Here is an 18,210-nt window from a genome sequence, read left to right as displayed (position 1 = left end):
ATTCTGTTTGCTGCTGCTGATTGCGCCGCTTCTTGCGGGGTTGCTCGGACTCGGCTGGAGCGATCTGCTCGGCCGGAGCGGATTCCGTTTGCTGCTGCTGGTCGCGCTTCTTCTTTCTGGGCTGCTCTGCCTGCTGGCTTTGCGCGCAGGCCTCCGCCGACTCGCCCTCGGCGCAACTCGATTGCACTGGGATGAGCGGCGCTGCGGTACGTTGCACGGGGCTGAATGCGGCATTGCCTTGCAGCGGGAACGCGCCTAGCGGCGCGGACGCCATCAACAGGCCAAGCGCCGTGCCTGCCAGAATCCGTGGTTGGCGTTTCATCATAAACACTCCTTGTGGCGTCCCATCCCTGCCCAAACTTTCAGCAACCATGTTTGGTTCCTGTTTGTAGGTTCTAGCTGTGGCACAGGGCGATTGACCGGCGTTTTGAAGGCGACTTCATGTCATTCGTATGGTCCTGGCGCATGTTCCGGCGTATTGTCCCGGCGTATCGTTCGGACGAGGGTGCACGGTTGCCGTGCTTGACCTTGAAGCGTCCGAGGGCCACATGCCGACGATGGAAAAGCCATTCTGGAAGACCAAGACGCTCGAGGCGATGACCCCGGCCGAGTGGGAATCACTCTGCGACGGCTGCGGCAAATGCTGCCTGTCCAAACTCGAAGACGAGGACACCGGAGAGATCTACTGGACCAGCGTCGGCTGCCGGCTGTTCGACGCTGGAAGCTGCCGCTGCTCCGACTATGCCAACCGGCTGGCGCGTGTTCCGGATTGCGTCGGGCTGACGCCGCAGAATGTGCGCACCATCAGCTGGCTGCCCAAGACTTGCGCTTACCGGCTGGTGGCCGAGGGCCGCGATCTCTATTGGTGGCACAGGCTGGTGTCGGGAAGCGACGAGACCGTGCACGAGGCCGGCATCTCGATGCGCGGCCGGGTCAGCGCCAGCGAGACCGACCTTGCCGAGCCGGACGACTATTTCGACCATATGCTCGCGGACGAGCCTTAGGATTTTACCGCGAAATCGAGAATCCGGAACCGACGGCAAAACGGACGTTGTCCATCCACCATGCCCACCCTATGCAGCACCGCCGTCCATAACACCGGTTCCAGAAGCGAGAGACTATTCCGGTTCTGCCTCATGAACTGGAGATGAACGGCCGGTTCGCAAAAAATTCAGACAGACGGGTGCATTCTCCTCCCATCGGTTCGACGAAAACGTGTGGAAACCCTCAACAAGGAGAGAAGACAATGTTCAACACCATCAAGACGGCGGCTCTTTCGGCTCTTGTCGGCCTTGGCACGCTTGCTGCCATCCCCGCTCATGCTGACAGCATCTATCTCGGCTTCGGCAACAACCAGGATCCGCGCGTCGGCGTCTATACCGGCGACGAAGATGATGGTTACTATCGCGAACACCGCCGTCATGGCGGCTGGCGCCGGTCCTGTTCGCCGGAGCGTGCCATCGACAAGGCCGAACGCATGGGCCTGCACCGCGCCCGCATCATCGACATCAACCGCCGCACGGTCAAGGTCGCCGGCCGCCAGTATGGCGACCGCGTCGTGATCGTATTCGCCAACGAGCGCGGCTGTCCGATCATCTATCGCTAAGGTCTTCGGGCCTGCGGCCGGCTGACTTGCAGCCGGTAGAGTAGCGGAGCCCTTTCCGCCAGGAAGCGCGGCTCAAAAAACCCCGGAGGATCGATCCTCCGGGGTTTTTCATGCTGCAAGCGATGATCATTTCAATTCGAAAGTCACCGTCACCTGTGCGGTATAGGAATTTTCGCCGGCTTGCACCGGGACCGACGCACCGGCGGCATCGAATGCCTTGGCGTTGATCGGCATCGGCGGTGGTGCGAAATTCTGGTCGGTGATTTCCAGGACCCGGCCGATGCCGACGCCGGCCGCTTCGGCCAGCGTCTTGGCCTTGGCCATGGCATTGGCGACGGCCTTCTTGCGCGCCTCGGTGACGGCTGCCGCCGGATCGTCGTTGGAGAAGGAGATGCCGCCGCCCTGGTTGACGCCGAGCGACACCGCCTTATCGAGAATGTCGCCGGTCTTGTCGATGTCTCGGATGCGCACCGAAAGCGTGTTGGTCACCTGGTAGGCGACAAGCTCGGCCTCCTGGCTGCCGTCGGGCTTGTTGGTGTAGTTATAGCGCGGATTGATCTGGATGCCCGCGGTCTGCAGGTCGCGCTCCTTGATGCCGGACGATTTCATGGCAGCGATCACTGCGGCCATGGCGTCGTTATTGGCATCGAGCGCTGCACGTGCCGTCTTGGCTTCGCGCATGACGCTGAGCGTCAGCAGAGCCAGATCGGGTGCTATCGCCGCCTCGCCTTCACCGGTGACGACGATACGCGGCGGCGGTGGCGAATCGGCGGCGGCCGCGATCGCCGGAAATGCGATTGCGGCGGCAATCGCCAGGGGCAAAATACGTCTGGTCATGAAATCTCCTCGATCTGGGATCCCAAGACAGCCGAGTGTTGGCCGGCGTCCAATGGGCGACGTGCAATAGGTTATCAATATGGGCTGATTTGGGCGATCTCTGCCAGCCCCCTTGGAACGCCTGCTCGGAAAGGCCTCGGAAAGCCTTGTGCGGTTCAGGGAAAAACACTAATCCAGCGCCGTGGGGCCTGTAGCTCAATGGTTAGAGCCGGCGGCTCATAACCGCTTGGTTGGGGGTTCGAGTCCCTCCGGGCCCACCATTGGCTTTTGTGGCCCTTGATTTAATTGGATTTTTTGGCCATTTTTGTCCCACCTCTTTCAACCCCCTCAGAAAGTGGGACAATTTTGTTCTCTTTTCGATCGATAACCAGCAGGTATTTCGCCGCTCTCGCTACCTTCCGGCGACGCGCTTTCTTGATGTAGTGGTCGGGCTGCTGGTACGTAGTCCACCCATATATCGCCTTCAGCTGCTCGTGCGTCGCGCCGTTCTCAGCGGCGATCGTCGCGCCGGCCTTGCGAATTCCATGAGCACTGCAGTGCGGCAGCTCAGCTTGATCACACCACTGGCGCATCTTGTTGCCCAGACCGTTCTCCGAGAACGGGCGACCATACTCATTGACCAGGAAGGTCATCTGGTCGGAGGGCGTGTGCTCAAGTTCCGCCTCTAGTTCGGGCAGAAGCGGGAGCTCCACCAACACCGCATCCTTGTTACGACTGGTCTTCCCAGGCTTAATTCTGATCCACTTCTCCCACTGCTCGGTCTCCTCGTTGTAGACGAGCGTGATGTGCTGTCGACCGAAGATCGCGACGTCGGACAACCGCAGGCCAGTAAACATGAAGATCGAGAGCGCACGTCTGGCTGCGGTACCCAGCGGATGCCGCTTCTCATATTGAACGATCTCCGACACGTCCCATGGGTGCCAGCCGTCGCCGCTCTTTAGCCGTCTGATGCCGCGGGCGGGATTGGAGTCGACGCCCGGAATCTCTGTGTCCTTTGCCCACTCAAACATCGCGCTGATGGCTTTTACGATATTGTTTGCCGCGCCAAGGGCGTCGAGCCTGGTGTCCCTGATCTCCTTAACATGAGACCGTTTCATACCGGCGAATGGCAGAGATCCCTTGGTGGGATACTGAGGATCCGGGTCACCTTCGAGGGGATGAGGTAATTCGCATACGCGCTCCAGAATTGCTCGTCGGCGCGCCATAGTGTCTTGGGTGATTTCCGTGCCGCCCCGACGGTAATACTCCTGGCAAAGCCACAGCAACGTGCCTTTCTTCGCTGGCTCGGAAGGCTTGGGGAGGCGCCGGCAAATCTCGGGAAGAGTGCCGGGCCGAACATAAGTGACCGCGGCGCGCGCGCACCGCAGTTCCTCGAGGAACTCGTCGCTGCCGGTCGGTTCACGGAGCCGGACCTTCTTCCGACCCGGTGCGCGAAAATAGTACCGATCATTGCCGTGGCGATCAGTGTCCTTCACTACGCCCTTAAGAGCGACCTTCACGGGCTCATCCGTCATGTTCGTGGTTTTCGATCCCAAGGATTGTCTAGTGGCGGCGAATCTTCGTCAAGCTTTGGTGCTCCTCCGATTTGGCGGTGAGGGAGCTTTCGAAACGCCAATACAAGTTCCTCGACGTCCCAAACAATGCGCCCCTTGCTCGGCATTCGTGGCTGCGGCATCCGGCCGTCCTGGACCATTTCATCAAAGGTCGTTGAGCTTACGCCGATGAACGTCGCAGCCTGCTCGCGATTGATTCCTACCGGCGGGAGCGAGGGCGGCAAGACGCTCGGGGTGCGCAGCATCGGTTTAGTGCGTTGAAAGCGCGTCTTTGGCGCCTGCCTGTCTTTCTATGCACCTGTCCGAATATTGCAGACGCTCAATCATGTCCTGGCCCTGTGCTTGCAGGCTCACCCTAGGTCTCCAGACCTAGGATCGCTCAAGACACCGGACTCTTTTCCAGCCTTTGTGTACGATGATGGGTATCTTAATGCGCTCGAGGCCAAGAACTGAATGGGCGGCGACTTGCAAGGGCAAAATGACCGCGGAACCACGTATCTGAGTCAGAGGCGCAATCCAACTGAGGAACGCATGGTTGTGTTTTCAGACGGTTGTGACTCTCATGCATGCGTAACAACCAACAAGAATACCAACAAAATATTTCTGTGGATCACTTTCATTCCTCATGGAATGCGCGACTGATTTGGTCCGACAGCGGCTTCACAAAATAAGAAAGCGCCGTACGCTCGCCCGTCTGGATCATCGCTTCGGCCGGCATGCCGGGCACGAGCGTCAGGTCCTTGAGCTTCGTCAGTTCCGCATGCGGAACCGACAGACGCACCAGGTAATACGAAACGCCGTTTTTTTCGTCCGTCGCCAGATCGGCTGCGATCCGGCTGACATATCCGTTCAATACCGGCGTGGTCCTCAGATTGAAGGCTGACATCCGCAGCACGGCCTTGTGACCAAGCTGGATTTGGTCGATGTCCTTCGGGGTGATTCGTGCTTCAAGCGCAAGATCGTCGCCTTCCGGCACGATTAGCATAATCGGATCGGCGGGCGTGATCACTCCTCCGACCGTATGAACTGCGAGTTGTTGAATGGCGCCTGACTGCGGCGCGACAATATCGATCCGTCGCAGTTCCTGTTCAGCCGCCACCTTGCGCTCAACATACTCCCCAACCTGCGCCTGAACCTCTCTGAGCTCCTGGCCGACTTCCGTCTTGAAATCCGGATCCATCTGCAGGATCTGCAGGCGCGTTTCGGATATGCGGGCTGCCGTCTGTGCCTGATGTGCAATCTTCTCACCGCGTTCGCCGCCGAAAGTGGCAACCTGCGTCTTCAGACTGTTCAAGCGTTGGTCCGAGACAATGCCTTGGTCGCGCAGCCCACTCAAGGCAGCAATTTCCTTTTCGAGAATCTCGGTGCTTTTCTCACAAGCGATTTCCTGCGCCTTGAGCCCCTCGATCTCGTGCTCATATTGAGTGATGCGTTCCGCTAGCTGCGCCTGCCTTCCGTCGCGGGATTGTCTGCGGAATTCGAACAGCCGCGTCTCGCCATGTACTGCCGAAGCTACGTCCGGAACATCTCTGCGGGCGAGCAGCCAGTCCGGGAAGGCGATCTCCGCCAGATCGTCACGCTCAGCTTCGAGTCGTGCCAGGTTGGCGGCCAGCTCATCGAGCCGCTTGGTGACTACAGCGAGAGTGGCGCGCGTCTGGGTGGCGTCGAGCCGCATGAGGATGTCGCCGGCTTTTACTTTATCACCTTCGCTCACCAGGATTTCTCCCACCACCCCGCCGGTCGGGTGCTGCACCTTCTTCACATAGGAATCGACGACAAAGTGTCCGGACGCGACAACCGCGCCGGAGAGATTCGTGAAGGCCGCCCAGGCTCCGGCTCCTCCCACAAAGATCACGCTCGCCAGCAGGCCCGCCACCAGGTGCCGGCGAATGGACCTGGAAACGTCATTGTTCTGATGAATGCCGGACACCGGGATCCTCCATGTCAGCGCGCTCTCCCACGTTATCCTGTGTAGACTCGATGGCCTTGACGCCAGCGCCTGGTGCCATCGCTGCCCTCTTCAAGACTTTGGAAAGCGCTTCATCACGCGCACCGAATGCTCGCTGCCGTCCACCTTCCATGACCAACACAAAATCCACGGCGCGGATGGCGCTCGGCCGATGGGCGACGACAACCGCAATGCCCTTGCGCCCGCGCACGGAGGCGATCGCCTTGACGACCGCAGCCTCGCCTTCCGCATCGAGATTGGCATTGGGTTCATCCAGCACAACAAGGAAAGGATCTCGATAAAGAGCACGGGCAAGACCGATACGCTGGCGCTGCCCGGCGGAAAGTGCCGATCCGGCCTCACCAATCGGAGTTTCGTAGCCGTGCTCAAATCGGAGGATCAGTTCGTGCGTGCCCGCTGCTTTCGCCGCGGTGACAATAGCCTCAGGGTCAGGATTATCTTCAAAACGAGCGATGTTTTCGGCAATGGTGCCGTCGAACAGTTCAACACCTTGCGGCAAATAGCCGATATGACGGCCTAGCGCTTCCCGGTCCCATTGATCGAGGCTTGCGCTGTCGATGCGAACCTTTCCGGCGACCGGCGTCCATGCGCCGACGATGGCGCGCGAGAGTGTCGACTTGCCCGAACCCGATGCACCGATGATCCCGAGTGCGCTTCCCGCCTGAACGGCAAACGCAAGGCCGGTCACGGTCGGCTTCCTTTCGCCGGGCGGAACGATTGTCACGCCTTCGAGGCGGAGTTCGCGTTCAGGTGCAGGCATTGGCATAACAGGAGCGGTTTCAGGAACCTTTCCCAGGAGGTCCTCCAGCCGCGCCCAACCCTGGCGCGCCATGAGGAAGGGTTTCCAGCTTGAAATGGCCAGATCGACCGGAGCCAGCGCACGCCCCATCATGATCGAACTTGCAATCATGACCCCGGCCTTAGCCTCCTGCCTGATCACAAGGTACGCGCCGACGGCAAGAATGGCCGATTGCAGCAGCACGCGCAGCGACTTTGAAATGGCACCCAGCCCACCTGCCACGTCCCCGGCTTTCCGGCTGGCGGCCAGATACTTGGCATTGGCCTTGTGCCATCGGGCAGCGATCCGCTTTCCCAGACCGAGAGCTTGCACGACCTCGGCATTGCAACGCGCTGCTTGCAGTAGACCATTGCGTACCATGTTGTGGTCAATGGTATCGCGTATCGACCCTTGCGAGAGAGTGTTGGTAAGGAGTGTCAGAGATGTGAGACCGATCGCCCCGACAAGTGCCGTCATGCCGATCCAGAAATGAAAGAGGAAGCAAATGCCAAGATAAAGCAGCATCCATGGCAGATCGAAGAACGCTGTCGGGCCGTTTCCACCTAAGAATCCGCGAACATTGTCGAGATCGCGTAGCGGCTGCAAGCCGTCGCCCGGCATGCGCGTTGAAAGCGGAAGGCGAACGATCGCATCGTGAACGCGTCCGGAAAACTGTTCATCGAAACGCTCGCCAATCCGCAGCAGCACGCGCGCGCGCAAAATGTCGAGCAGGCACTGGAACGCATAAAGCCCTGTAGCAAGCACGACGAGCCCCACTAGCGTCGATACGCTGCCACTTGCCAGAACGCGGTCGTAGACCTGAAGCATGAACACCGGCGAGATCAGCGCAAGCACGTTCACCACGCCGCTGATCAACAGAATTCCCCAAATAGCGGAAGTCAGAGGGAAAGGTCTCAAAGCTGAATCCTTCAAGGAATGGTTACTCACGTAGGTCTCCGTGAGGATCTGGCGACCCAGCTCCCTATATTGCTCCCCGAGCGGCGACCGACTGCATCCGCTCGCTGATTCAGGATCAGTGCTCCCGCCGAATATGTTTGGTTTGGCATCTAATGGAGCGGGTCAACAACAACACCGTCCGGCTGAAGGTTTGGAAGGGCAACGTCATCGTGGCCGGCCGCAAGGGCCCGAACAGGCTTCCGCCTCCACGCCTTCAGGGAGATTTCGGTGTACGACCAGCGCGACGTGCAGGGCTTCGTCAAGCTGTACACGCTGCGACTGCTCCCGGGCGCCCCGGCCCATCGCAAGTAGCGGAAACGGAAAGCGCCCGCCCAGGGGGGCGGGGCGCTGTTCCGTATGGGTTTTCTGGATCAAACGAAGGTGAAGTCCGACGCGGTCAGGCCTAGGTCGGCCACGGTGACCACACCGCCCAGGTGGACGAACTCATGCGCGCTGTTGTCGGCGGTGACATAGGCCAGAGTTGCGACTCTGTCGGTGTAGCTGCTTTGGTAGACAATGATGTCGCCGGCGTGCTCGCCGGAGATCGCACTCGCGGCTTCAGAAGCAGAGTTGAAAGATTCGCCAGTGATCACCACGACGTGTTCGCCGTTCGCACCCGAGGCCGCACCACTGTAGAAGCTGCTCACCGGGTAGCCGGACTGTATGCTGGCGTTGTTGACGAAGTTCGCGCCAAAACCGTCGTTGTAGAGGCCCACCGCATCGAAGGCGAACTTGTCCTCCGCCGGGTTGAAATCGGTGATAGTGGAAATGTCCGGCTTCGACCCGACACTCGGGACGACCCCAGGCACCGGATTGTGGAACTGGAACACGAACGTGTCACTGTCGGTGCCCCCGGTCAACGTGTCCTGGCCGTCACCCACGTAGACGACATCCTGGCCGGGACCGCCGCTGAGCCTGTCATTGTCCTCACCGGAGATGCGCGCGTTGAAGCGGCCGTTGTCGCCGGAGAGATCGTCCCAGCCATCTCCGCCGAAGATGCGGTCGTTACCCTCGCCGCCGAGGGCTCGGTCACTGCCCGCGCCAGCCGAGATCTCGTCGTTGCCGCCACGACCGTCAATCCAGTCATTGCCCCCGAAACCCTCCATCCAATCTTCAAGCTTGGTGCCGAGGAGTGTTTCGGAACCCGGGCCACCCTCGATAATGTTTGCCATCGAAAATACTCCTAATGATGCACCCTGCCTGACGCGTTTCATATTCCTCATCGGATAATTAGAGAAATCGATTGCTTGGATAGACACACATTTACGAAATGGATGCACTCACGTTCACTTCCTTCTGCTGAGCAGTTGCGGGCTCGCAGGCGGCGGGGACGCTGGTCGCCGATGCAATCGATGAAGATTCGACACTCAAACCGGGACTAGACTAGGACGAACTTCGTAACGGGGCCGTCCTGGTTGGGCCCCAAACTTCTCTCTGTTTGCTCGACGCCGGCATACCCGCACCGTGAGCGCTGGACGAGGACAAGTTCCGCTGGCGGAGAACGGCGTGATCGGCTTGCCGCGCCGAAACTGATGGCGCTCGTCGAAGGCATGGACTGGACGCGCGTTCGAGCCGAACGGCGACGGCGTCCGGCCGGAAGGCGGTGGCGAAGTGACTCAGGCGCAAAAGGCGGGCTTCAGGCCGTGTAAAACAAGCTCCTGTCGGCGTCATGACGAGAAGCGCTTCGGCCCGTCCCCACGAAATCGATCCGCTCAAGGCGATGTTCGTCGCCATGGCGGCGGAGAAGGCCGAACTGCAACAACTCCGGAGCGAAACACTCAAGGCCGAGATCGTCCGGATGGCGACACTCAACGAGCGTGCCCAGGAGAGGATCGCCGACCTTCATGGGATCGTCAAGCAGCTGGCGCGCCGCTTCGGTCGCAGCTCCGAGAAGCTCGAACGTGCCCAGCAGGCCTTCGCCTTCGAAATCCAGACCGGGCTCGGCGCGATTGAGTCCGAGCTCGAGGCCGCAAGACCGACAGGCGAGCCGCGACGTGCTGCGCGACCGCGCAAGGCGTTCCCGGCGCATCTGGAGCGGGTCGAGATCGTCATCCAGCCCGAGCCATGGGGGAAGAAGCGCTCCCGCAGCCAATCGTCCAGTCCGTCAAACGCGGTCGGCCGCACAGGCTTGCGAAACGGAACAGTCCCGCCCTCGCTTAGATACCGAGGCACCGTGTTGCGAGCGCACCCGAATTCGTTCGCCCGTCGGTTCCCCAGCCAAGCTCATGCAGCGGCAGCATCGCTGCCACCTCTTCAGGCTGAAGGATCTGCTCTCCCTGCATCGTTCTCGACAATGCAGGAATCGCCCAATCCCAATCGCCATCCATGCCTCCTCTCATAACCGAGGGGTCGTCGGCCGACAACTGAGACGTCCGGTGCTCTTAGGCGGGGTAATCATACGAGATGCCTCCTGCAACATCATTTCCCGCATCCATAGGCTTGCCGGATCATTATTGTGAAGCGCAGGCCATTGGACGGCCTCCGTGAATGCGGCAGGAAGTGGCGGCGGAAGTTCGACAATCCGCAGGGGTGTTAATTTTGCGAAATGCTGCGCCAGCCGTAAGGGCATTGTCCCGATGCGGTTGGTGCCTGATAGAAGGGGCGGGATCATGCTAAAGCCCTGTACGACGACCTCGATACGTCTCTCGAAACCGTTCTCGAGCAAATACCATTCCTCGATGGAGGGCTGCCGGGTGTCCCCGAATTTAAGCACAACCTGCCCCATCGACAAGTATCGGTCGAATGTAAGTGGCTCTGACAGCTGCTTGTTCGTGCCGCAGCCTACGCATACGAGTATATCTTCGAACAGGGCTGCGCGAGGATGTTTCGACATGAACACTTCCGGCATAATCAGAAAATCAACGTCGCCGCGCCGGAGAAGCTCCTCGGGGTCGTCGGAAATAAGCAGACATTCGAAGCGGACGGCGGGAGCTTCCCGCGCAGCACGCTTTACGATCTTCTTAAAAAATACGAGCGTGAGGTAATCGGAAAGGATGATGCGGAAGCGACGATCCGATCGGGCCGGGTTAAAGGCGTCCCAGGAAATAATCGACAGCTGGATGTGCAGCAATGCCTCCCGGACTGCTGTGGCGAGCCCCTCCGCGCGCGGTGTCAAAATGAGTTCGCGGCCGTTCATCGTAAATAGCTCATCGCTGAAATAGGCGCGTAACCGACCGACGGCGGCGCTCATGGCCGGCTGACTCAGGTTAATACTGCGGGCCGCGGCGGTGACTTTACGCTCCCTGATCAAAGCGTCCAGCACAACCAGGAGATTTAGATCGAGTCCCTTAAAACGCATGTATTGACCTATCCGACGCGTGGATGGGTATCGCCCAAAGAATCAATTTTACGAATGGTGAGTAGCGTCAACGCATCAGCCGACGACGAAATAGAGCAACCGATAGGAAGAACGGCAAAACCGTGTATATGCAAAGCGCGCCGATATGCAGGCCCATGCTGCCGGCCGGACGGCCAAGCATCGCCGGACGAATGAGGTCAATTGCATGTGCGAGCGGCAACAAGGAGGCGACGTCCTGAAAAGCGCCGGGCAATTGGTTGACCGGAAACATCGCGCCGCAAAGGAACAGCATGGGTGTTATAACAAGCGTGTTATAAAATATGAAATATTCATAACTGGGCGCAAGCGCCGTGACGACCATCGCTAGACTCGCGAAGGCGAGGCCACTGAGAGCGATGACTGGCAGCAAGCAGAGGATGGATGGCCACGATGTGTAGCCGAGCGTGGTGGCAACAATAGTGATTGCTGTGCCCGCCATCAGGGCCTTGGTGGCTGCCCACGCCAATTCGCCAAGTAAGATATCGCCGAGCGTCAGCTGAGTGCATAGCATTCCTTCCCAGGTGCGCTGGTTGTCCATGCGGCCAAAACTCCCGTAAACCGTTTCAGCGGTCGCCGATGCCATCGCGCTTGTGGCAACCATGCCAGCCGCGAGAAACGCAATGTACGAAGTGCCCTCAACAGGACCTATCATTGTTCCGATGCCAAAGCCGAGACCGAACAGATAGATCATCGGATCGGCGAGGTTGCCGAGAACCGATGCAAGCCCGATTTTCTTCCATCCAAGATAGTTGCGGCGCCAAACCGCGACCCAATTCCACGCATTGGCGGGCATGGCCGCCACATAACGTTCGCCCATTGTTCAGTCCTCCATCTCGCGCCCGGTTAGCCGCAAGAACACATCCTCGAGATTGGGGGGACGCTGCAGAAGGCGCAGACCCGCGCGCCCGCGTAGCTGCACCAGCACCTGCTCCGGATCGGGTGCATAGCAAAAAAGCGTCTCACCGCTCACCTCGATGCGCTGTGCGTACGGCCGGATCAGCGCACCCAGTTCATGCGGATTGCCGCCGTAGACCTCGACCACGTCACAGCCGATCTGCTCGTCAATGAGTGCGGACGGGCGGCCTTCGGCGATCTTGCGCCCCTCCTCCATAACGCACAGCCGATCGCACAGCCGCTCGGCCTCTTCCATGAAATGGGTAGTCAAAAGAATAGTCTTGCCCCGCGCCAGCAGCGATCGCAGCCGTTCCCAGATCAGGTGGCGGGCCTGCGGATCGAGGCCGGTGGTCGGCTCGTCCATCACCAGCAAGTGCGGGTCATTGATCAGCGCACGCGCGAGCGTCAGGCGCCGCTTCATGCCGCCGGACAGTTCGGCGACGCGCGCATCCGCTTTGTTCTCGAGGCGGGCGAACTCAAGCAGCGACGGTATGACCGCTTCGATCTGGCGTCTGCTCATCCGGAAGTAGCGCCCGAACACCAACAGGTTCTCGCGTACAGTGAACGCGGTATCAAGATTGTCGAACTGCGGGACCACGCCGATGCGCATACGTGCCAAACGCGCGCGCGCCGGCACTGGAGCGCCGAGCACAGTAATCTTCCCCGCATCAGGCGATGTCATGCCGAGGACCATACGCGCAATCGTGCTTTTGCCCGCGCCGTTCGGTCCCAAGAGCCCGAAGCATTCCCCCGCCGTAACGCGGAACGACAGTCTGTCGACAACGAGCTTGTCATAAGTTTTGCTTACGTCAGTAAGATCGATCGTTACCGTGGACATGGGTTCATTTTACCGAGAGCGTCGCCACGACTGGCGGTTGCTGTTGCCTGCCGGACCTGAAACTGTGACTCGTCTTCGCCATCCCAGCCGTCGATAACGAACTGATCGACATCACAAGGATTTAGCCCCTGTTCCGCCAAAGCGGCGACAATTGCGTCGAGATTATCGATGGTTTGGTAACGCGGATTGTTGTGCCGCTTTTCCTGCTCTACGCAGAAGACGAGCCGTCCATCCTCGACAAGGGCGATCGCCCCATCATGGGTCAGCTTGGTACCACAGATGCGCATAGTGTCTCCACGTTAACGGCGATAGATTCGATTCATCAGGAAGTGGAAAGCGGGTTCCGGAAACGGACGAGCAAGCAGTCTTCGTTGACCGACTCGCCCCGACACTCAAGACGCTCTACCTCGATCAACGTTTCGTTCAGCATGGCGATGACCGGCTCAGCACCAGCGGCGTGACCCCAGCGACGGCAATTAGCATCCCTTGCCGATCCGAAGATCAGATGCCCGCCTGGCGCAAGCACCCGCACCAGGTTTTTGACGGCCACGCGCATCTCGGCTATGTCTTCGAGGTAGTATAGGACCTCCGCCACAACGATCAGGTCAAACAACTCGTCGGTCGAAAACTGTTGAACATCGGAGACTATCCAGTTGATGCGCGGCGGCTTCTTTATCCGTTGACGTGCTCGAGCTATCGCTTGCGCCACGACATCGATGACGGTGAGCCCTTGGCAGTAGGGGGCTAGTTTTTCCGTGAATGCGCCAGCAGCGCACCCGACTTCGAGGGCATTTGTAATGGAGCCTTGGGCAAGCGCCAGCTGGAGCATTTGCGTGTGGCGCTCCCGCTCGAACGGATTGCCGTCGAGGCGCCACGGATCGTCTGCGGCCAATTCCCGATCGAGCAACTGATGATTCATGTTCTGGGTCAAACTCGTCCACCTCTCGTCCACCTAGGTAATTAGCGATCACTCGTCGCCGCAAATGTTGCCCGACAGCGCTAATCCCGAAGAATCCCGCGCAAGATTGAGCCTGCGAAGCGGAGCCGCATGCGGTGAGAATTCTGCCCTGCTTGATCCAGTGATCGGAGTTTGGGTGGGGGCCTGTTTTCCCCCAGTGTTCGATGTAGCGACAGCAGAGCTTCGCGACAGCCAATCGCTATTGCTCAATGTACACAGCGCGTAGGCCTTCAAGGGAAGTAAGAGAAAGATGTTGATGAACGTGTGCAGGGAAAAGCCCAGAAATCGAAACTGTCGAGCGCGAAATGCTACCACGCTGCATCGGACCATGGTCATGGACACAATCATCAGGCCCGTCCACCAAGGCACAGTGCCTGTCAGTGCGAAATGTGCGAGGCCCGTTAGTACCGATAGGGCGAGGAGTAGCGCGCCGAGATTCTGTCCGACCACGTCCAACGTGAGATAGCTATTGAGGCCGGGCAGCAAGCGCAGCCCAAGCAGCGTGTCCCGGAATGTGCTTCGTGCCCAACGGAGTTGTTGGCGCAGATACGGTCCGAGCCTGTTCGGAACGACTGTGGCCGCGATGGCGCTCGGAACGTACTCGGTTCGAAAGCCTGCTTTCAGCATGAGGATAGTGAGATGGCGATCCTCACCGAAGTCGCTTGGCTTGCCCCGAAAAAATTGCGACTCGTACTGGTCCAGTAACAAAAGGAGCGCAGACCGGCGGTACATGGCACATGGGCCGCAACAGCACATAACGGCACCGAAGCGAGCCTGTGCCGCGCGCTCCTCGTTGCAAGCCAGCCAGTACTCCATGTCTATCAGCCTGGTCAGCCAGCTCTCGCTCCGGTTACTGGCCGTCAACTGACCCATGACTGCGCCGACCGCTGGATCTCGCATCTTCGGTACAAGCTTGGTAATGACGTCGGACGCGAGTATCGTGTCTGAATCAACGTTAAGCACCAAATCCCCGGATGAGCGGCGTATCGCGGCGATCTGTGCCTTGCGCTTTCCAACATTCTCGGGAAGCAAAATGATGTCGAACCTAGGGTCGCGCGCGTAGGTTTCGTGGACAGTTCCTACGGCTTCGCGATTTCCAGAACCGTCATCAACCACATAGACCCGAAGTCTTCCGGCGTATTCTTGGTCTGCAATGGAAGCCAGGCACTCTGAAAGCGTGCGCGGATCCTCGTTGAAGCAGGGGACGATGACATCCACGCTGGGCAGTTGATCGGAGCCGACGAGATCCTCCAACGCCGATGAGTCGTTTGTCGGCAGAGCATAAATCCCCTGCATGCTCTTATAAGTAGTCGAGAGCAGTGCATAAAGCGAAATGGCCACAGTGCTGGTTGTACCAAGAAGAGTCATGGGATCTCGTTTGTTCAGTGATGTTGAGGAAGTGAGCGGATTACAAATCCGCGCTCATGAAGTGCTGGAATCAGACGGGACAGCGCCGTGACCGTCTGGTCGCGCAGACCGGCGTGAGCGCCCTGGCTCAACTCGCCGGGAGGGCATCCGTCGTGCAAGAGTACGATTGCGCCCGGCCGGACAGAGGCGAGCACGGTATCGATAATCGCGTCGACCCCAGGGCGAGACCAATCTCGAGGGTCGACGGACCAATGGAGGGCCGTCAGCCCGGCGATCTGTGACGCTGTGAAGACTTCTTCGCTCCAGGCGCCGTAGGGCGCGCGAATATAGCGCACCGAGGCCTGAGGGCACGCCCTCATGATGGCGCCGTTCGCTTCAAAGATCTCACGTTGCACTTCGCCGAAGCCGCATTTGTACGGATCCGGATGAGTCATCGTGTGGTTGCCTAGCTCGTGCCCTTCTGCAAACATTCGTTGGATTAGATCCGGGTGCTCTAAGGCGTAGGCGCCGATGACGAAGAAAGTCGCCGGCACCCGCTGCTCTGCCAACACATCCAGAATCTCCGGTGTGAAAAGTGGATTGGGACCGTCGTCGAACGTCAGATAAACGCTGCGACGGCCGGTGCCGTCAGAGCACTCACGGCGCACTTCGTATAAGCAATCGGGACGGCTCATAGCTCTGGTCCGTTCCGATCGATCATCGCGCCGGTGGGCCATTCGCTGATCGGTCGTCCAACTGGCAGAACAATGACGAGTGCGTCATCGATGCGTGTGGGCGGCAGGTCGAGGCGCGCCTCTGGTCGGGTGGAGCGCACGCGAATTCCCGACAAAACAGCCAAAGGGCTGTATCGCCGCCCGAACCTCTCAACATGATTCCGCAGCGCGTCCCGGACGGTTCCGAAAGCGAATGGAACGCCAAGCTCCTGCAGTGTTGGAAGCATGACATGGATTGAATGGGCGATTCCGAGGCCCTCAAGATCCGGACGTACCCCGTACAGGCCCAGCTCAGCCACCAATAGATCGACCGCGTCAACCTTGACGAAACGGCGCAGTATGCCCATATGGGCCGCTACACCGCTCGAATCATAGGCGATTACGCGGAGTTCAGGCCTGGCTCCGGCCCAGCTTCGACTACCTTCGAACGGTTCTGCGTTGCACGCCCCAGTCGGCCCATAGGTATTTCGAAAGAACTTGGCGAGCTCGACATGGTCGGAGAGCTGCAACTCATTTTCCCAGCACAACTTCCACTGCACCTGCGAGCGCATTCAGGATCTCTCTTTCTTATTGGTTTCTTGCGGGCCGCATTACCCGGCCAAAGCGGCGGCGTTGTTTGACTGCACTCAACCGTTGTCGTTAGCGAAGGTGAGCCAGCCGGTCGGGCTCGCAAATGAGCTCTCTCGATGTTCCCGCCCGTGTTGCGGCGCCGTCGATTTGAGCTTGACGTCGGTCATTTACGTTCCTCTAATGCATGGTTCGTAAATTCGTAAAATTGATTGTTTAGATGATACCCATCCACACGCTGGATAGATCAGGACATGCGTTTTAAGGGGCTGGATCTAAATCTCCTCGTTGTGCTGGACGCTCTGATCAGGGAACGTAAAGTCACCGCGGCGGCCCGGAGTATTAACCTGAGCCAGCCGGCCATGAGCGCCGCCGTCGCTCGGTTACGCGCCTATTTCAGCGATGAGCTATTTGCGATGAACGGCCGCGAGCTCATTTTGACACCGCGCGCGGAGGGGCTCGCCCCAGCAGTCCGGGATGCATTGCTGCACATCCAGCTATCGATTATTTCCTGGGACGCCTTTAACCCAGCCCAATCGGATCGTCTCTTCCGAATCATGCTTTCCGATTACCTCACGCTCGTATTTTTTAAGAAGATCGTAGAGCGTGCTGCGCGGGAAGCTCCCGCCGTCCGCTTCGAATGTCTGCCTATTTCCGACGACCCCGAGGAGCTTCTCCGGCGCGGCGACGTTCATTTTCTGATTATGCCGGAAGTGTTCATGTCGAAACATCCTCGCGCAGCCCTGTTCGAAGATATGCTCGTCTGCGTAGGCTGCGGCACGAACAAGCAGCTGTCAGAGCCACTTACATTCGAGCGATACTTGTCCATGGGGCATGTTGTGCTCAGATTCAGGCACACCCGGCAGCCCACCATGGAGGAATGGTATTTGCTCGAGCACGGTTTCGAGAGACGTATCGAGGTCGTCGTACAGGGCTTTAGCATGATCCCGCCCGTTGTATCAGGCACCAACCGCATCGGGACCATGCCCTTACGGCTGGCGCAGCATTTCGCAAAAACAACACCCCTGCGGATTGTCGGACTTCCGCCGCCACTTCCTCATCCCGCATTCACGGAGGCCGTCCAATGGCCTGCGCTTCACAATACTGATCCGGCAAGCCTGTGGATGCGGGAAATGATGTTGCAGGAGGCATCTCGCCTGGCGCCTTTGCTTGAAACTATTGAGCGTCTCGGGCACGCCGGATCCGACCTTGCCGTTGTTGGTACCGAATTGAATGCCGCCTCCGATTTCGCGTGCGAAGTCCCAGAAGAGATTTAGCCCCACTTAAACACCGGCTGTAAGAATAATGTCATTAATCAGCATGTTAGGCGCGCGCCGGCGCGTGTTGCCACTACCTTTTTGGGGGTGATCTCAGGCGAGTTGTTTGTCGAGGTGTGTCGCAGAGCGATGCCAGCTGCCTTCAAGACGTTGCCCACTTTTGCCGTGACGTGGTGGTGACGACGCGACCATCCTTTTCGATGGTGGCTCCTGGAGGCGGTCGCGGAGGAGCGGTTGCCATTCGGGGCAGAGCGGCGCAGTTCCTTGCTGAGTACGAGGGCCAGGAACGAGCAGAACACATGCCCGGTTGGTGCTGAGTTGACTGCCGCCTCCGATTTCGCGTGCGAAGTCCCAGAAGATGTTTAGCCCCACTCAAATGCCAACTTTGCCGGCCTTGCCGCGGCTTTTCGCGCGCGGCCAGGCGAGGAGATGGCGGTCGACGAGGTCGATCCCAATGGACTGTGCCGGCCTCGGCTACTGGCGTGAGGCATCCTTGACGACACCGCCCTGCACCGACAACGTCGAGATGTTGGCAATGAAGCCGGTCGAGGTCGACGC

The 18,210-nt window shown here is 59.2% G+C and carries 15 protein-coding genes, 1 tRNA gene and 5 pseudogenes; 5 read left to right on the top strand and 16 right to left on the bottom strand.

Annotated elements, in window-relative coordinates:
• Positions 1-322 (bottom strand): annotated as a pseudogene (locus NKI70_RS29295) (OmpA family protein); the annotation flags it as partial.
• Between the two features lie 235 nt (positions 323-557).
• Between NKI70_RS29295 and NKI70_RS29290 the strand changes: the two are divergent.
• Together NKI70_RS29290 and NKI70_RS29285 are read left to right on the top strand one after the other, a co-directional pair.
• On the top strand, positions 558-1,004 hold the full coding sequence (locus NKI70_RS29290) for a YcgN family cysteine cluster protein (protein WP_023678278.1): 447 nt from the start codon (positions 558-560) through the stop codon (positions 1,002-1,004).
• A gap of 242 nt (positions 1,005-1,246) precedes the next feature.
• Positions 1,247-1,606, top strand: a complete 360-nt coding sequence (locus NKI70_RS29285) for a hypothetical protein (protein ID WP_023678277.1) — start codon at positions 1,247-1,249, stop codon at positions 1,604-1,606.
• 126 nt (positions 1,607-1,732) lie between these two features.
• Here NKI70_RS29285 and NKI70_RS29280 read toward each other — a convergent pair whose 3' ends face one another.
• Entirely contained in the window at positions 1,733-2,443 is a 711-nt protein-coding gene (locus NKI70_RS29280) for an SIMPL domain-containing protein (protein ID WP_023678276.1), read from the bottom strand.
• Between the two features lie 184 nt (positions 2,444-2,627).
• On the opposite strand from NKI70_RS29280, the gene NKI70_RS29275 reads away from it, so the two are divergent.
• Positions 2,628-2,703 (top strand) — tRNA-Ile (locus NKI70_RS29275).
• 21 nt (positions 2,704-2,724) lie between these two features.
• On the opposite strand, the gene NKI70_RS29270 is transcribed toward NKI70_RS29275, so the two are convergent.
• From NKI70_RS29270 to NKI70_RS29255, 4 genes are all read right to left on the bottom strand, one after another.
• On the bottom strand, positions 2,725-3,942 hold the full coding sequence (locus NKI70_RS29270) for a tyrosine-type recombinase/integrase (protein ID WP_352623578.1): 1,218 nt from the start codon (positions 3,940-3,942) through the stop codon (positions 2,725-2,727).
• A 670-nt stretch (positions 3,943-4,612) separates the two neighbouring features.
• The gene (locus NKI70_RS29265; RefSeq protein ID WP_352623580.1) at positions 4,613-5,926 is read right to left on the bottom strand and encodes an HlyD family type I secretion periplasmic adaptor subunit; all 1,314 of its coding nucleotides are present in this window, start codon (positions 5,924-5,926) and stop codon (positions 4,613-4,615) included.
• A complete protein-coding gene (locus NKI70_RS29260) occupies positions 5,901-7,676 on the bottom strand; it encodes a type I secretion system permease/ATPase (protein ID WP_352623590.1) in 1,776 nt (591 codons plus the stop codon). Before NKI70_RS29260 ends, NKI70_RS29265 begins: the two co-directional genes overlap by 26 nt.
• A gap of 395 nt (positions 7,677-8,071) precedes the next feature.
• Positions 8,072-8,872, bottom strand: coding sequence for a calcium-binding protein (locus NKI70_RS29255; RefSeq protein WP_023678272.1), 801 nt, complete (start codon positions 8,870-8,872; stop codon positions 8,072-8,074).
• 497 nt (positions 8,873-9,369) lie between these two features.
• On the opposite strand from NKI70_RS29255, the pseudogene NKI70_RS29250 reads away from it, so the two are divergent.
• Positions 9,370-9,687, top strand: a pseudogene (locus NKI70_RS29250) (hypothetical protein); the annotation flags it as partial.
• A gap of 77 nt (positions 9,688-9,764) precedes the next feature.
• Here the strand turns inward: NKI70_RS29250 and NKI70_RS29245 are convergent.
• From NKI70_RS29245 to NKI70_RS29205, 9 genes and pseudogenes are all read right to left on the bottom strand, one after another.
• Positions 9,765-10,027: pseudogene (locus NKI70_RS29245) on the bottom strand (hypothetical protein); the annotation flags it as partial.
• An 8-nt stretch (positions 10,028-10,035) separates the two neighbouring features.
• The gene (locus tag NKI70_RS29240) at positions 10,036-10,998 is read right to left on the bottom strand and encodes a LysR family transcriptional regulator (RefSeq protein ID WP_023678269.1); all 963 of its coding nucleotides are present in this window, start codon (positions 10,996-10,998) and stop codon (positions 10,036-10,038) included.
• Positions 10,999-11,065: 67 nt separating this feature from the next.
• The gene (locus NKI70_RS29235) at positions 11,066-11,854 is read right to left on the bottom strand and encodes an ABC transporter permease (RefSeq protein WP_352725765.1); all 789 of its coding nucleotides are present in this window, start codon (positions 11,852-11,854) and stop codon (positions 11,066-11,068) included.
• Positions 11,855-11,857: 3 nt separating this feature from the next.
• On the bottom strand, positions 11,858-12,769 hold the full coding sequence (nodI, locus tag NKI70_RS29230) for a nodulation factor ABC transporter ATP-binding protein NodI (protein ID WP_352466668.1): 912 nt from the start codon (positions 12,767-12,769) through the stop codon (positions 11,858-11,860).
• A gap of 38 nt (positions 12,770-12,807) precedes the next feature.
• A pseudogene (locus NKI70_RS29225) lies at positions 12,808-13,056 on the bottom strand (carbamoyltransferase N-terminal domain-containing protein); the annotation flags it as partial.
• A 35-nt stretch (positions 13,057-13,091) separates the two neighbouring features.
• Positions 13,092-13,688: a nodulation methyltransferase NodS gene (nodS, locus tag NKI70_RS29220; RefSeq protein ID WP_352623592.1), complete on the bottom strand. Its 597-nt coding sequence runs from the start codon at positions 13,686-13,688 to the stop codon at positions 13,092-13,094.
• Positions 13,689-13,736: 48 nt separating this feature from the next.
• A complete protein-coding gene (gene nodC, locus NKI70_RS29215; protein ID WP_352725763.1) occupies positions 13,737-15,095 on the bottom strand; it encodes a chitooligosaccharide synthase NodC in 1,359 nt (452 codons plus the stop codon).
• A gap of 14 nt (positions 15,096-15,109) precedes the next feature.
• On the bottom strand, positions 15,110-15,769 hold the full coding sequence (gene nodB / locus NKI70_RS29210) for a chitooligosaccharide deacetylase NodB (RefSeq protein WP_023678263.1): 660 nt from the start codon (positions 15,767-15,769) through the stop codon (positions 15,110-15,112).
• Positions 15,766-16,359, bottom strand: coding sequence for a NodA family N-acyltransferase (locus NKI70_RS29205; protein ID WP_023678262.1), 594 nt, complete (start codon positions 16,357-16,359; stop codon positions 15,766-15,768). Before NKI70_RS29205 ends, nodB begins: the two co-directional genes overlap by 4 nt.
• Before the next feature lie 270 nt (positions 16,360-16,629).
• Between NKI70_RS29205 and NKI70_RS29200 the strand changes: the two genes are divergently transcribed.
• Positions 16,630-17,652, top strand: coding sequence for a LysR family transcriptional regulator (locus NKI70_RS29200; protein ID WP_023678261.1), 1,023 nt, complete (start codon positions 16,630-16,632; stop codon positions 17,650-17,652).
• Positions 17,653-17,745: 93 nt separating this feature from the next.
• Here NKI70_RS29200 and NKI70_RS34095 read toward each other — a convergent pair.
• Positions 17,746-17,990, bottom strand: a pseudogene (locus NKI70_RS34095) (IS1634 family transposase); the annotation flags it as partial.
• Positions 17,991-18,210 lie beyond the last annotated feature (220 nt).

The sequence above is a fragment of the Mesorhizobium sp. M0500 genome, from assembly GCF_040321165.1.
Taxonomy (GTDB): Bacteria; Pseudomonadota; Alphaproteobacteria; order Rhizobiales; family Rhizobiaceae; genus Mesorhizobium.
Note: the sequence above shows the minus strand (reverse complement) of the source record. Positions and strands in the feature narration are given on the sequence as shown.